This is a genomic window from Microbacterium sp. TW_SC_2 (genome assembly GCF_055361165.1).
Window position 1 is genome coordinate 402,273 of the sequence record NZ_CM143952.1, and the last position, 16,406, is coordinate 418,678.

A 16,406-nucleotide genomic window follows, 5' to 3' on the forward strand; every position below is an offset into this window, starting at 1 on the left:
TTCGCCATGGTTTGTGGCAGACCTACCATGGAGGCATTCGTACTTCTCCTCGAGAGGAAGCCTCATGGTCGACACCGCCGTCCGCTCTTCGACGACACAGGCCGCATCGCGCACCCCGCAGATCGACGTGTCCCGGGTCAACGACCTGCTCATGGGCACGTGGGGTGAGACCCGGCGCCAGGCGCGCGAGATGATCAAGGACTCGGCCTTCTGGCGTGACGACGAGCTCGGCAAGGACGAGCACCGCGAGCGCGTGCTGAGCCAGCTCCACCTCCTGGTGCAGAACAAGGCCGTGCACCGGGCGTTCCCGACCGCCCTCGGGGGTGAAGACGACAACGGCGCCAACATCGCCGGCTTCGAAGAGCTCGTGGTCGCCGATCCGAGTCTGCAGATCAAGTCGGGCGTGCAGTGGGGGCTGTTCGGCTCCGCCATCCTGCAGCTGGGCACGAAGGAGCACCACGAGAAGTGGCTGCCCGGTGTGATGGATCTCTCGATCCCCGGCGCCTTCGCGATGACCGAGATCGGGCACGGCTCCGATGTGGCCTCCGCCGGCACCACCGCGACCTACGACCCCGAGACCGAGGAGTTCGTGATCCACACCCCGTTCCGCGGGGCGACGAAGGAGTACCTCGGCAACGCCGCCCTGCACGGTGTCGCGGCGACCGTGTTCGCCCAGCTCATCACGAACGGGGTGAGCCACGGCGTGCACTGCTTCTACGTGCCCCTGCGCGGGGAGGACGGCGTCGATCTGCCCGGCATCGGGCGCGAGGACGACGGCCTCAAGGGCGGACTCAACGGCATCGACAACGGGCGCCTGTCCTTCGACCATGTGCGCATCCCGCGCACCAACCTGCTCAACCGCTACGGCGACGTCGCGGCCGACGGCACGTACTCGAGCGCCATCGACAGCCCCGGGCGCCGCTTCTTCACGATGCTCGGCACCCTGGTGCAGGGCCGCGTCTCCCTCGACGGAGCCGCGTGCTGGGCATCCGCCCTCGGGCTCGACATCGCGATCACCTACGCCACGCAGCGCCGTCAGTTCGACGGCGTCGACGGGCAGGAGGTCGTGCTGATGGACTACGGCAAGCACCAGCGCCGGTTGCTGCCCCGCCTCGCGACCACGTATGCGCAGATCTTCGCGCACGACGAGTTCCTGCAGAAGTTCGACGGCGTCTTCTCGGGACGCATCGACACCCCGGAGGACCGTGAGGACCTCGAGACCCTGGCCGCCGCGCTCAAGCCGCTGTCCACCTGGCATGCGCTCGACACGCTGCAGGAGGCACGAGAGGCCTGCGGCGGTGCGGGCTTCATGTTCGAGAACCGTCTGGTCGGTCTCCGCGCCGACCTCGACATCTACGTCACCTTCGAGGGTGACAACAACGTGCTGCTGCAGCTCGTCGGCAAGCGCCTGCTGACCGACTACGCCAAGCAGTTCACGGGCAAGGATGCCGCGGCACTCGCGAAGTTCGCGGTCGGCATGACAGCCGGCAAGGTGTTCCACGGTGCCGGGCTGCGTCAGCTGGGTCAGGCGTTCGTCGATCTCGGCCAGGTCTCCCGCTCGGTCGAGAACGGTCTGCGCGAGGAGCAGCAGCACGAACTGCTCGCGGGTCGGGTGCAGCAGATGGTCGCCGACATCGCGGGGCGCCTGCGTCCCGGTGCCAAGGACAAGGCCCTCGGTGCTCGCCTGTTCAACGAGAACCAGGCCGAACTGATCGAGGCCGCCCGCGCCCACGGCGAACTGCTGCAGTGGGAGGCGTTCACCGACGCCGTGCACACGATCGACGACGCCGACACCCGGCAGGTGCTCACGTGGATGCGCGACCTGTTCGGGCTGCAGCTGATCGAGAAGCACCTCGCCTGGCACCTCATCCACGGGCGCCTGTCGACGCAGCGCGCCGCCGCGGTGTCGAGCTACATCGACCGTCTCTGCGCCCGGTTGCGCCCGCACGCCCTCGACCTGGTCGAGGCCTTCGGCTACGAGCCGGAGCACGTGCGTGCCCCGATCGCCTCGGGTGCGGAGCAGCAGCGCCAGGACGAGGCCCGCGCGTACTACGCCGATCTCGCCGCCTCCGGCGAGGCGCCGCTCCAGGAGAAGGCGCTCAAGGCCAAGAAGCGCTGACGCGGCGCGTTCACCATCCCGTCATCCCGCCCCGAACGGCCGCGTTCGGGGCGGGATCGCGGCATCACCCCCGTGCTCTTGCTGAATCGCGTACACGGACAGCCCGTGTAACGTCGATCCGCCGCCCGACGCGGCACAGGATCGACAGCAGGGAGAACCCCCCCATGACCACCGTGAACGCCTACGCTGCACCCAGCGAAGCCGCCCCCCTCGAGAAGACCACGATCGAGCGTCGCGAACTCGGCCCGCACGACGTGCTCATCGACATCGCCTTCGCCGGCATCTGCCACTCCGACATCCACACCGTGCGCGGCGACTGGGGCCCGCAGAGCTACCCGCTCGCTCCCGGGCACGAGATCGCCGGCACCGTCGCCGCGGTGGGCGCCGAGGTCTCGAAGCATGAGGTCGGCGACCGCGTCGGTGTCGGCTGCCTCGTGAACTCCTGCGGCACGTGTCGCAACTGCCTGCGCGGTGACGAGCAGTTCTGCAGCGAAGGCCCCGTGTTCACCTACGGCAGCCCGGATCGTGACGGCACCGTGACCCAGGGCGGATACTCCCAGCAGGTCGTCGTCACGGAGAAGTTCGCGGTGCGCATCCCCGAGGCGCTCGCGCTCGACGTCGCCGCGCCGCTGCTGTGCGCCGGCATCACCACGTACTCGCCCTTGCGGCACTGGAACGTCGGCCCCGGATCGCGCGTCGCCGTGGTCGGGCTGGGCGGACTCGGACACATGGCCGTGCAGATCGCGCACGCGATGGGCGCCGAGGTGACGGTGCTCTCGCAGACGCTGAACAAGAAGGACGACGGACTGCGACTCGGCGCCGACCACTACTACGCGACCGCTGATGAGGAGACGTTCCGCGCCCTGCGCTCCTCGTTCGACGTGATCCTCAACACGGTCAGCGCCGTGGTCGATCTGCGGGCGTACCTGAGCCTGCTCGATGTGGGCGGGACGATGGTGTGCGTCGGCGCACCGGCCGAGCCGCTTCCCGTGCAGGTCATGTCCCTGATCGGTGGCCGCCGCTCGCTCGCCGGTTCCAACATCGGCGGCATCCAGGAGACCCAGGAGATGCTCGACTTCTGCGCCGAGCACGGCATCGGGGCAGAGATCGAGGTCATCCCCGCGTCCGAGATCAACGCGGCCTACGAGCGGGTCCTCGCCTCCGACGTGCGGTACCGCTTCGTGATCGACGCCGCGACCCTGGCGGACTGACTCCGCGACGCTGTCGGCCACGGCGATGTCCGCCGTGGCCGATAGCGTCTTCTCATGACCTCACTCCTGACCGGTCCGGACGACCGTGCGCGCTGCGCCTGGGTCGGAGACGACGTCGAGTACCGGCGCTATCACGACGAGGAGTGGGGCGTGGCGCTGCACGGCGACCGCGCGCTCTTCGAGAAAGCGGCCCTCGAGGGGTTCCAGGCGGGGCTGTCGTGGATCACGATCCTGCGCAAGCGCCCCCGGTTCCGGGAGGTGTTCGGCGGGTTCGATCCCGCTCTGGTCTCCGAGTTCGGGGACGAGGATGTGGAGCGCCTGATGGCGGATGCCGGCATCATCCGCAATCGCGCCAAGATCCTGGCGACGATCGGCAACGCCCGCCTGGTGCGTGACATGGCCGAGGGAGAACTCGACGCCCTGATGTGGTCGTTCGCACCCCCGCCCTCGTCGTCGCGCCCCGCCTCGTTCGCCGAGGTGCCGGCCGTCACGCCCGAGTCGACCGCGATGAGCACCGAGCTGCGGCGCCGCGGGTTCCGCTTCGTCGGGCCGACGACCATGTACGCCCTCATGCAGTCGGCGGGCATGGTCGACGACCACATCGAGGGATGCTGGCGCGCCTGACGGCCAGATGGGGAGTTCTTCCGGCGGCCGGTATTCCGGCGGCCGTTAGGATGGGCGGGTGCGCCGAGCGGCCGTCGAGCCGCGGTGGGAGTCGAAGAGTGCTGACCCTGGGGGGAACCGGGTATGAAGGCGTTGACGTGGATGCGCGCGCGACCGAAGACGCTGGCATCGACCGCGGCGGTGACGGTCGGTGTGATCGCGATCACGACCATGGCGTTCACCTATGAGGGCTTTCCCACCACGAAAGTCGACCTGAACGACGGCGGGGTCTGGATCACCAAGACGTCGACCTCGATGGTCGGCCACTTCAACCACGAGTCGACGGTTCTCGACGGCGGCCTCCGCACGACGGGGGAGAACTACGACATCCTGCAGGAAGCCGCGACCGTGCTCGTCGTCGACGACGGGGCCTCGACGGTGACCGCGGTCGACCCCGCCCGCGTGTCGCTGGGCGACTCCGCCGCGATCCCCTCGACGGCGCAGGTGGCTCTCGGCAACCGGACCGCGGCGATCCTCGACGGCGAGTCCGGCGACCTCTGGGTGGTCCCGGTGCAGGGGATCGCCTCGTTCGAGATCGAGGCGGCGGAACCCGTCGCCGAGCTCGGCGAGAACGCCGATGTGGTCGTGGCCGCGGACGGCACCGTCTTCGCGCTGTCCGCGGAGCGCGGCGAGGTCGTGACGATCCCGGTCGACGCCGAGGGGGCCCCGCTCGAGTCCTCCACGGCCGCCGTCGGCGAGTTCGACGGGGGCGCCGCACCGACGATCACGGCGGTGGGGGACACGCCGGTGGTGTTGGATCCGGTGGCGGGTGTGGTGATGACGCCGGGGGGTTTCCGGACGGAGATCCCGAATGCGGCGGATGCGGTGTTGCAGAAGGCGTCTGCGGAGTCGGATGCGGTGGCGGTGGCGACGGGTTCTGATCTGGTGCGGGTGCCGATGGATGGTGCGGAGCCGTCTGTGACGTCGTCGGGGGGGAACGGGTCGCCGACGGAGCCGGTGTGGTTGCGGGGGTGCACGTATGGGGCGTGGGCGGGTTCTGCGGTGTTCATGCGGGAGTGTGCCGGGGACGCGAATGATGTGGTGGCGACGGTGGAGGGTGCGGAGGAGGCGGCGACGCTGACGTTCCGTGTGAACCGTGATGTGATCATCCTGAATGATGCGGTCGGTGGGGCGGCGTGGCTGGCGAATGAGAGTCTGCAGCGGGTGGACAACTGGAATGATCTGACTCCGCCGGAGGGCGAGACGGAGAACCAGGAGGACTCGACGGAGGAGACCGTCGAGACCACGCTTCCCGAACGCAGCGACGTCAACACCCCGCCCATCGCGGAAGACGACTCCTACGGAGTGCGTCCGGGCGCGACGACCCTGCTCCCCGTGCTCGACAACGACAACGACCCCGACGGCGACGTGCTCGTGGCGACCCTGGTCGAGCAGCAGCCGTCGATCGGCACGATCCAGGCGGTCAACAACGGCGGCTCCCTGCAGATCACGGTCGACGACGAGGCCACGGGCACCGCCAGCTTCACGTACGAGGCCGATGACGGTCGCGGCGGCACCGACACCGCGGTCGTCACGCTCTCGGTGCACGAGGAGGACCAGAACGACGCTCCGGCGACGAAGCGGAAGACCGCCCTCGCGGTCGAGACCGGCGGCACGATCTCGTACGACATCCTCCCGGACTGGATCGACCCGGACGGCGACGACATCTACCTCAAGGACGTCATCCCCGCGCCGGGCGACGAGGTGGACTTCAGCCAGGACGGGCAGATGACCTACAAGGCCACGGCCAGCCTGCAGGGCCGCAAGGATGTGCAGGTCGTCGTCGCCGACGCGTTCGGCCTCGAGTCGTCCTCGGCGATCACCCTCGACGTGCGGCCCCAGGGCTCGACGAATCCGAAGACCAACGCCGACCATGTTGTCACGAGGGCCGGTGAGCAGGTCACCATCGCCCCGCTCGCGAACGACACCAGCACGAGTCGCGAACCGCTGCGGTTGAGCCGCGTGCTCGACACCGCGGGCGCGACGATCCTCCCGGACTTCCCGAACAAGACCTTCACGTTCACGGCGCCGAGTCCCGGCGTCTACTACGTGCAGTACCAGGTCACGACCGGCCCCAAGAACGGCGAAGGGCTGGTGCGGGTCGATGTGACGCCCGAGTCCGAGTCCGACCTTCCTCCGGTGGCCGTGCGCGATGTGGCGCTGCTTCCCCGCGGCGGCGATGTGCTGCTGGGCGTGCTGAACAACGACACCGATCCGGCCGGCGGCATCCTCGTCGTCCAGTCGGTGTCGGTCGATCCGAACAGCGGCATCTCGGTGTCGGTGCTGAACCACGAGACCCTGCGGATCACGGATCAGGGTGCGCTCGAAGAGCAGGTGCGTCTGAAGTACCGCATCTCGAACGGATCCCGGTCGGCCGAGGGCGAGGTCGTGGTGATCCCGATCCCCGCGCCCGACGAGATCCTGGCGCCGATCGCGAACCCCGATTCCGCCACGGTCCGCGTGGGCGACGTGGTCACGATCCCCGTGCTCGACAACGACACGCATCCGAGCGATGACGCGATGCACGTCGAGCCCGAGCTGATCGAGCCGTTCATCGAGCCGGAGGACGGAGAGGCCTTCGTCTCGCAGGACGCCGTGCGCTTCAAGGCCGGGCCGGAGGCGAAGACCGTCTATCTCACGTACGAGGTGTCGGACTCGCGCCAGCAGAAGGCCGCCGGCTACGTCACGATCCAGATCCTCCCGGTGGATGCCGAGACCAATGCCGCCCCGCGCCCGCAGGACATCGTGGCCCGGGCTCTCGCGGGCAGCGAGGTGAGCATCGCCGTGCCGCTGGACGGCATCGATGTCGACGGCGACTCCGTCGAGCTGCTCGGGATCGACTCGAGCCCTGCCAAGGGGCGCGTCATCGAGACCGGGCAGAACTACTTCACCTACGAGGCCGACGACGGCGCCGCTGGTATCGACGTGTTCACGTACCGGGTGCGCGACCGGCTCGGAAAAGAGGGCATCGCCACGATCCGCGTCGGCATCGCGCCGTCCGAAGAGGTCAACCAGGCGCCCTATGCCGTGAAGGATGCCGTCGTGGTGCGGCCCGGACGCGAGATCGCCGTGCCGGTGCTCGAGAACGACTCCGACCCTGAGGGCGACAAGCTGTTCCTCGTGACGGAGGGCCTCGTGACTCCCGACGACATCACCGCGCGTGTGTCGGGCGACCGCGTGCTCGTCGAGGTGCCCGACCGGGAGATGGAGACCTCGCTGCAGTACACGGTGGTCGATGCGCGCGGAGCCACCGCGACCGCGACCGTGCAGGTGACCGTCGACGACGACGTGCCCCTGCGGGCACCGATCGCCCGCGACGATCGTCTCCAGCCGGTCGATCTCGAGGACGGCAGCCTGTCCGCCGACATCGAGATCCTGAAGAACGACGAGGACCCCGACGGCACCACGGAGCGCCTCGATGTCGAGGTCGGCGCCGGGGGCACCCTGCAGGACGACGGCAGCGTGCGGGTCACGGTCACGGACGAGCTGCAGTTGATCCGCTACACGCTCACCGACGTCGACGGGTTGCAGGCTTCCGCGTTCATCTTCGTGCCGTCGGAAGCGGGCCTGCGTCCCTCCCTCACGTCGACGAAGCCGCTCGAGGTCATGAGCGGCGAGACCGCGGTGCTGCCTCTCGCCGACTACGTGACGGTCGCCGGTGGTGGCACGGTGACGATCACCGAGAAGGCCAAGATCAGTGCGAACAACGCCGACGGCGCTGACCTCCTGCAGGATGCGACGACGCTCGTGTACACCTCGGCGGACGGCTACTTCGGGCCCGACGCGCTGACCTTCGAGGTCACCGACGGCACGGGGCCCGACGACCCCGAGGGGCGCAAGGCGACGCTCAGCATCCCGATCGACGTGCTGCCGCCCGACAACCAGCAGCCCACGTTCCTGCAGGGGCAGGTGGATGTGGCGCCGGGCGAGGATGCCACGCCACTCGATCTCGCCGCCCTCACCGAGGACCCCGATCCGGAGGACGAGGGGAAGCACACCTACACGCTCGTCGGCGGCGAGGGCGACGGCGTCTCGGCGCGCATCCAGGATCGCGACACGCTGCTCGTCGAAGCGTCCTCCGACGCGAAGAAGGGCACCGCGGTCACGCTGACCATCCGCATCTCCGACGGGCAGACCGAACCGATCGAGGGCACGGTGACCGCCGTGGTGACCGCGTCGACGCGTGCCATGCCGGCAGCCAACACCGACACGGTTCCCGAGGCGGATGCCGGCACGGCGATCACCGTGCCGGCGCTGGCGAACGACTTCAACCCGTTCCCCGAGACGCCGCTGACGATCGTCTCGGCCGTGACCGAGGCGGGATCCGGCCAGGTGTCCTTCACGGCGAGCGAGGTGACGATCACGCCGGCGCAGAACTTCGTCGGCACGCTCGTGGTCCGTTACCGCATCCAGGACGCGACGGAGGATGCCGATCGCGAGGTGAACGGCCAGATCGTCGTGACCGTGCAGGACGTCCCGGCGGCGCCGGGCACCCCCGTGGTCACCAGCGTGCAGGACCGCACGGTCGTGGTCTCCTACTCGGCGCCGTCGAACAACGGCGCCCCCATCACGACCTACACCGTGTCGTCGGTGCAGGGGAGTGCGTACGCGAAGGAGTGCCAGTCGACCACCTGCACGCTCGACGGCCTCACCAACAACGTCGAGTACGTCTTCCAGGTGACCGCGACGAACCGTGTCGGGGAATCCCCGCCCTCCGGATCGTCGGAGATCGCGCGCCCCGATGCGCGTCCGGACACCCCGAACCCGCCGCGGCTCGTCTTCGGTGACAAGTCGCTGCAGGTGTCGTGGACGACCCCGACCACCCCGGGATCCCCGGTCGAGCGGTACACGCTCGAGATCTCCCCGGCCCCGCCCTCCGGGGTGACGCAGAAGCAGGTCACCGGCAACTCGACCACGTGGGAGGGCCTCGAGAACGGCTCGAACTACCAGGTCCGCGTGCAGGCGCACAACCGCGCACCGGAGCCGTCGACCTGGAGCGCGTGGTCGGCCTCCGAGATCCCGGCGGGCCCCCCGCTCGCCGCGAGCGCCCCCACCACGCAGGAGTTGGCCCCGGTCGGCAACCAGGCCCAGATGCGGGTCGACTGGAGCACCCCGGATCGCAACGGCGACGCGATCGACGGCTATCAGCTCGAGGTGCGGGAGGGCGGCCGCACGGTGCGCACCGTCACCCCGGGTGCGCAGGCGAACAGCCAGGCGGTCGTCGTGCCGACGTCCGAGTCCGCGTACACGTACCGCGTCCGGGCCCACAACAAGGCCGGATGGGGAGCGTGGAGCGAGCAGTCGGCGCCGCGCCGCGGGGTGACCGCGCCCGGCGCTCCCACCGGTCTGCGGGTCGAGGCCGAAGGCGATCGCGCGCTGCGGATCGCCTACACCGCGGGGTCGCGCAACGGTGCTCGCGAGGGGGAGATCGCGTACCAGTACCGCCTCAACGGCGGCAACTGGGCGCCGGTGCCGGGCGATCGGACGATCGGCGGCCTCACCAACGGACAGAACTACTCCATCGAGGTGCGCGGGGTCGCGTCGGTCGACGGCGTGACCTACGCGGGCGCCGCCTCGAACCGGACCACCGGCAACCCGTACGGGGCGCCCCAGGCTCCGGCCGCAGGAGCGACGGGTCTTCCCACACAGGTGCAGCTGAGCTGGAACGCGAGCGGATCGCCGAACGGTCGGGACATCACCGCGGTGGAGATCAGCATCGACGGCGGCGGCTGGCAGGGGGTCGCCATCTCCGGCAGCACCACGGTCGGCAACGGCTACAACCAGGGCCACAGCATCCGCGTCCGAGCCCAGGATGCCGCCGGGCAGTGGACGCCCGAGGCCGCCGCCTCGGCGCAGTCCGGTCCGCCGCCCACGCCGCGCGCCTGGGTGACGCGGGGAGCGAGCGTCTACGAGCCCGGGCAGTGCACCGATCCGACGTGCGCGAAGTTCGTCGTGAACACCCAGGACTTCCCCGCGGGCACCTACCAGGTGTACTGCAACAGCGATTCGCCGGGCGGCGGCGCGCGGTTCGCAGGAGGCCGGTCGTGGAACATCCCCGCGTCCGGCTCGATCGAGATCAGCTGCTTCCACGGCAACGGCGGTCGCGGCTACCAGGTGTGGGTCACGATCAACGGCGCCGACTACGAGCGGACGAACTGGTAGCGGCGCCCTTCGGCGGGGGAGCCGGCGGGATTCGCTCCTGAATGGGCAACTCTCCCCATTGAGCCTCGCCGTCGCCCGATTAGGATGATCAGAGTCGTCCGTGTGGGCGCACTGCTGATCGCCGTGCGCCACGCGAGGCCGGGGGGAGACCGGGAAATGAAGGCACTGTCGTGGATGCGTGCGCGCCCGAAGACGCTCGCGTCGGCGGCCGGGATCACGGTCGGGGTCATCGCCATCACGACGATGGCGATCAACTACCAGGGCTTCCCGACGACGAAGGTCGATCTCAACGACGGCGGCGTGTGGATCACCAAGACGTCGGCTCTGATGGTCGGCCACTTCAACCACGAGTCGACGGTTCTCGACGGCGGCCTCCGCACGACGGGGGAGAACTACGACATCCTGCAGGACGCCGCGAACATCCTGGTGGTCGACGAGACCTCCTCGACCCTCACCACCGTCGACCCGGCACGCGTGTCCCTGGGCGATTCCGCGGCGATCCCCGGTGGGGCCAAGGTGGCGCTCGGAAACCAGACGGCGGCGATCCTCGACCAGAAGTCGGGCGATCTGTGGGTCATGCCCGTGAGCGCGGTCGCCTCCTTCGAGATCGAGGCCGTGGATCCGGTCGCCGAACTCGGCGAGAAGAGCGACGTCGCGGTCGGGCAGGACGGCACGGTGTTCGCGCTGTCCACGGAGCGCGGCGAGGTCGTGACGATCCCGGTCGATCCGCTCGAGGGAGAGGCGCTCGACCCCTCCACGGCATCGATCGGTGAGATCGACGCGTCCGAGCAGCCGACGATCACGGCGGTGGGGGACACGCCGGTGGTGTTGGATCCGGTGGCGGGTGTGGTGATGACGCCGGGGGGTTTCCGGACGGAGATTCCGAATGCGGCGGATGCGGTGTTGCAGAAGGCGTCTGCGGAGTCGGATGCGGTGGCGGTGGCGACGGGTTCTGATCTGGTGCGGGTGCCGATGGATGGTGCGGAGCCGTCTGTGACGTCGTCGGGGGGGAACGGGTCGCCGACGGAGCCGGTGTGGTTGCGGGGGTGCACGTATGGGGCGTGGGCGGGTTCTGCGGTGTTCATGCGGGAGTGTGCCGGGGACGCGAATGATGTGGTGGCGACGGTGGAGGGTGCGGAGGAGGCGGCGACGCTGACGTTCCGTGTGAACCGTGATGTGATCATCCTGAATGATGCGGTCGGTGGGGCGGCGTGGCTGGCGAACGAGAGTCTGCAGCGGGTGGACAACTGGAATGATCTGACTCCGCCGGAGGGCGAGACGGAGAACCAGGAGGACTCGACGGAGGAGACCGTCGAGACCACGCTTCCCGAACGCAGCGAGATCAACACCCCACCGGTGGCGGAGGACGACTCGTTCGGAGTGCGTCCCGGAGCCTCGGCTCTGCTCCCGGTGATCGACAACGACAACGACCCCGACGGCGACGTCCTGGTCGCCGCGATGGCGGGGGAGCAGCCGTCCATCGGCACCGTGCAGCCCATCTACAACGGCGGATCGCTGCAGATCGCCGTCGCCGAGGATGCCACCGGCACCTCCACGTTCGAGTACGAGGTCGATGACGGCCGCGGGGGCAAGGACACGGCCGTCGTCACGCTCGATGTGCACCCCGCCGACGAGAACGGCGCCCCGACGCCGAAGCGGAAGACGTCCCTCACCGTGGAGTCCGGCGGCACGGTGTCGTACAACATCCTCCCGGACTGGATCGATCCGGACGGCGACGACATCTACCTCAAGGAGGTCGTCGCCGCGCCCGGTGACGAGGTCGATTTCAGCACCGACGGTCAGCTGACCTACAAGGCCACGGCCAGCCTGCAGGGCCGCAAGGACGTCCAGGTGACGGTCGCCGACGGCTTCGGCGAGGTCTCGACGACCACCATCACCCTGGATGTGCGCGCCCCGGGATCGACCAAGCCGAAGACCAACGCCGACCACGTCGTGACACGCGTCGGGGAGCAGATCATCGTCGCACCCCTCGCGAACGACACCAGCTCCGGGCGCGAGCCCCTGCGCCTCGGCCGCGTGGACGAGGTGCCCGGCGCCACCGTGCTTCCGGACTTCCCGAACAAGACCTTCACCTTCACGGCCCCGACCGTGGGCGTCTACTACGTGCAGTACCTGGCGACCGCCGGTCCGGAGAACGGCGAGGGCCTCGTGCGCATCGACGTGACCGAGGCCAACCAGGTGGACCTCCCCCCGGTCGCCGTGCGCGACGTGGCGCTGCTGCCCTCCGGCGGCGATGTGCTCATCGGCGTGCTCAGCAACGACACCGACCCCGCCGGCGGCATCCTCGTGGTGCAGTCCGTGTCGGTGGAGCCGAACCTCGGCATCTCGGTCTCCGTGCTCAACCACGAGACCCTGCGCATCACCGATCAGGGAACGCTGGAAGAGCAGGTGCGCATCGCGTACCGCATCTCCAACGGCGATCAGTCGGCCGAGGGCGAGGTCGTGGTCGTCCCGATCCCCGCCCCCGCCGAGATCCTGCAACCGCTCGCGAATCCCGACTCGGCCACCGTCCGTGCGGGCGATGTGGTCACGATCCCGGTCCTCGACAACGACACGCATCCCAGCGACGACGCCATGCACGTCGAACCCGAGCTGATCGAGACGGTCGAACCGGAGGACGGCGAGGCGTTCGTCTCGCAGGACGCCGTGCGGTTCAAGGCCGGCACCGAGCCCAAGACCGTCTATCTCACCTACGAGGTGGCGGACTCGCGGCAGCAGAAGGCGGCCGGATACGTCACCATCCAGATCCTTCCCGTCGACGCCGAGACCAATGCCGCTCCGCGCCCGCGCGATCTCGTCGCCCGCGCCCTCAGCGGCGGTGAGGCCAACATCGCGGTCCCGCTGGACGGCATCGACGCCGACGGCGACTCGGTCGAACTCGTCGACGTGTCCACGAGCCCGACCAAGGGTCGCATCGTCGAGATCGCGCAGAACTACCTCACCTACGAGGCCTTCGACGACTCCACCGGCGTGGATGTCTTCAAGTACCGCGTGCGCGACCGGCTCGGCAAGGAGGGCACCGCGACGGTTCGCGTCGGCATCGCGCCGTCCGAAGAGCTCAACCAGGCGCCGTACGCCGTGAAGGACGCCGTCGTGGTGCGCCCGGGGCGCGAGATCGCGGTGCCCGTCCTGCTCAACGACTCCGACCCCGAGGGGGACAAGGTCTCTCTCGTCGAGGACGGCCTGGAGGTGCCCGAGATCGACGGGCTGTCGGCACGGGTCTCGGGTGACCGCGTGCTGGTCGAGGCGCCGAACCGTTCCCTCGAGACCTCGCTGCAGTACACCGTGAGCGATTCGCGGGGGGCCACCGCGACCGCCGTGCTGCAGATCACGGTGGATGAGGACGTGCCGTTCCAGGCACCCGTCGCGCGCGACGACCGGCTGCGGCCCGTGGACCTCGTCGACGGCGCCCTGACCGCCGACCTCACCATCCTCGAGAACGACGAGGACCCCGACGGCACCACCGATCGCCTCGACGTCGAGGTCGGCGCGGGCGGCACACTGCTCGAGGACGGCAAGGTCCGGGTCACCGTGACCGATGAGCTGCAGCTCATCCGCTACACGCTCACCGATCAGGACGGTCTCCAGGCCTCCGCGTTCATCTTCGTCCCGTCGGAAGACGGCCTGCGCCCGACGCTGACCTCGACCAAGCCCCTCGAAGTCATCAGCGGCGAGACGAAGGAGGTGCCGCTGTCGCAGTACGTCACGGTCGCCGGCGGCGGCGACGTCGTGATCACCGAGCACGCCAAGGTCAGCGCGATCAACGCCGACGGCTCGGACCTGGTCAAGGACGAGCGCACGCTCGTCTACACCTCGGCCGACGGGTACTTCGGGCAGGACGCCCTCACGTTCGAGGTCACCGACGGCACCGGCCCCGATGACCCCGAAGGGCGCAAGGCCACGCTCAGCATCCCGGTCAACGTGCTGCCTCCCGACAACCAGCAGCCGACCTTCGTCCGCAGCGAGATGAACGTCGCCCCCGGGGAACCGGCCACGGTGCTCGACCTCGCCGCGCTCACGACCGACCCCGATCCCGAGGATGCCGGAAACCACCGCTACACGCTGGTCGACGGCGAGGGCAAGGGCATCAGCGCGACCATCGACGGAGACAAGCTCTCGGTGGAGGCCGCCTCGAGCGCCAAGAAGGGCACGGCGACGACGCTGACGCTGCGGATCACCGACGGAGAGACGGAGCCGGTCGAGGGCAACGTGCTGGTGCAGGTCACCGCATCGAACCGCGCGATGCCCGCCGCCAACACCGACACGATCGCGCAGGCGGATCAGGGCAAGACCGTCTCGGTGCCCGTGCTCGCGAACGACTACAACCCCTTCCCGGAGACGCCGCTCAAGGTCCTCACCGCGGATGTCGAGACCGGCGCCGGACGCGTGAGTCTCGACGGCGACAACGTGCAGGTCACCCCGACCGCGGACTTCGTCGGCACGCTGGTCGTGCGCTATCGCATCCAGGACGCGACGGAAGACCCCGACCGCGAGGCCACGGGTCAGATCGTGCTCACCGTGCAGGGGGTCCCGAACGCTCCGGGCGCGCCCACGGTGACGAGCGTGCAGGACCGCACGGTGGTCGTCTCGTACGGGGCGCCGTCGAACAACGGTGCCGAGATCACCAAGTACACCGTCCGTTCGGTGCAGGGAAGCCCCTACTCGAAGGAGTGCGGATCGACGACCTGCACTCTCGACGGCCTGACCAACAACGTCGAGTACACCTTCCAGGTGACCGCGACGAACCGGGTGGGCGATTCCGATCCCTCGGGAACCTCGGCCGTCGCACGCCCGGACGCCCGTCCGGACACCCCGAACCCGCCGACCCTGGTCTTCGGCGACAAGTCGCTGCAGGTCGCGTGGGCCACGCCGACGACTCCGGGCTCTCCGGTGGAGCGGTACACGCTGGAGATCTCACCGGCTCCGCCCTCCGGCGTCTCGCAGAAGCAGGCCACGGGCAACTCCCTCACCTGGGAGGGGCTGGAGAACGGCGGCAACTACCAGGTTCGCGTGCAGGCGCACAACCGTGCACCGGAGCCGTCGAGCTGGAGCAACTGGTCGTCGTCCGAGGTGCCCGCAGGGCCTCCGCTCGCGGGCGGGGCGCCCTCGACCGCGGAGCTGCAGCCCGTGGGCCAGCAGGCCCAGATGCAGGTGAACTGGCCGACACCGCCGGCGAACGGCGACGCGATCGACGGATACCAGCTCGAGATCTGGGAGGGGTCGAGCCTGCGCAACACCCTGACCCCCGGCGCGGGCACGAACAGCCAGGCCGTCGTGGTGCCGACCTCCGAGGCCGCGTACACGTACCGCGTCCGCGGGCACAACAAGGCCGGCTGGGGCGAGTGGAGCGCGATGTCGCCGCCGCGCCGCGGTGTGATCGCGCCGTCCCCGCCGCAGATCACCGCCGTACGTCCCGGTGACCGTCAGGTGACCGTGGCCTTCAACCCCGGCTCCCGCAACGGTGCCCGCGAGGGTGAAGTGTCCTACCAGTACCGCCTCAACGGGGGCGGCGGATGGCAGGGGATGCCGGGCAACGGCGTGATCGGCAGCCTCACCAACGGCACCCGGTACACGGTCGAGGTGCGCGGAGTGGCGACGGTCGACGGAACCACGTACACCGGCGGCCCCTCCGCGGGTGTATCCGAGACGCCGTACGGCACTCCGAAGGCCCCGACCGCGAACGCCAGGAACCTCGGCACCAGCGTCGAGGTGAGCTGGGACTCCCGCGGCTCCGACAACGGCCGGGCGATCACCACCACGCAGATCGATGTCGGCAACGGCTGGCAGGACGTCGCGAGGAACGGGTCGCGCACGCTGGGCAACGGGTACAACCAGACCCACAGCATCCGCGTGCGTGCCCAGGACTCGACCGGCACCTGGTCGCCCGTCGCCTCCGACTCGGCCACCACGAACAATCCGCCCGACCCGCGAGCGTGGGTGACGCGTGGAGCGAGCGCGCAGGGCCAGGACGGCTGCAGCACGTCGGGGTGTGCCTACTTCACGGTCAACACCAAGGACTTCAATGCGGGCAACTACAACATCACCTGTCACTCGGACCGTGGTCGTATCGGCTCCGGCACGTACAACAAGAATCTCGGTGCCAACGACACGGCCCAGCTGAACTGCTACTTCGGCTACCCCGGCGTGAACGTCTGGGTGGAGATCAACGGCAAGGCCTACGAGAAACGCGGCTGGTAGCCCCGCTCGCCCGCATCGACAGACGACACACG

General features: G+C 69.4%; 5 protein-coding genes. All 5 read left to right on the plus strand.

Annotated elements, in window-relative coordinates; all coding sequences use genetic code 11:
* Window positions 1-64: 64 nt before the first annotated feature.
* The 5 genes from ACWA14_RS01980 (at window position 65) to ACWA14_RS02000 (ending at window position 16,374) form a co-directional block, all read left to right on the plus strand.
* Window positions 65-2,119, plus strand: a complete 2,055-nt coding sequence (locus ACWA14_RS01980; RefSeq protein WP_463795782.1) for an acyl-CoA dehydrogenase family protein — start codon at window positions 65-67, stop codon at window positions 2,117-2,119.
* 164 nt (window positions 2,120-2,283) lie between these two features.
* On the plus strand, window positions 2,284-3,330 hold the full coding sequence (locus tag ACWA14_RS01985) for an NAD(P)-dependent alcohol dehydrogenase (RefSeq protein ID WP_463795783.1): 1,047 nt from the start codon (window positions 2,284-2,286) through the stop codon (window positions 3,328-3,330).
* Between the two features lie 54 nt (window positions 3,331-3,384).
* Complete coding sequence (locus tag ACWA14_RS01990; RefSeq protein ID WP_463795784.1) at window positions 3,385-3,954, plus strand: DNA-3-methyladenine glycosylase I; 570 nt, start codon at window positions 3,385-3,387, stop codon at window positions 3,952-3,954.
* A gap of 123 nt (window positions 3,955-4,077) precedes the next feature.
* Entirely contained in the window at window positions 4,078-10,155 is a 6,078-nt protein-coding gene (locus tag ACWA14_RS01995; protein WP_463795785.1) for an Ig-like domain-containing protein, read from the plus strand.
* A 156-nt stretch (window positions 10,156-10,311) separates the two neighbouring features.
* Window positions 10,312-16,374: an Ig-like domain-containing protein gene (locus tag ACWA14_RS02000; protein ID WP_463795786.1), complete on the plus strand. Its 6,063-nt coding sequence runs from the start codon at window positions 10,312-10,314 to the stop codon at window positions 16,372-16,374.
* The last annotated feature ends 32 nt before the right edge of the window (window positions 16,375-16,406 follow it).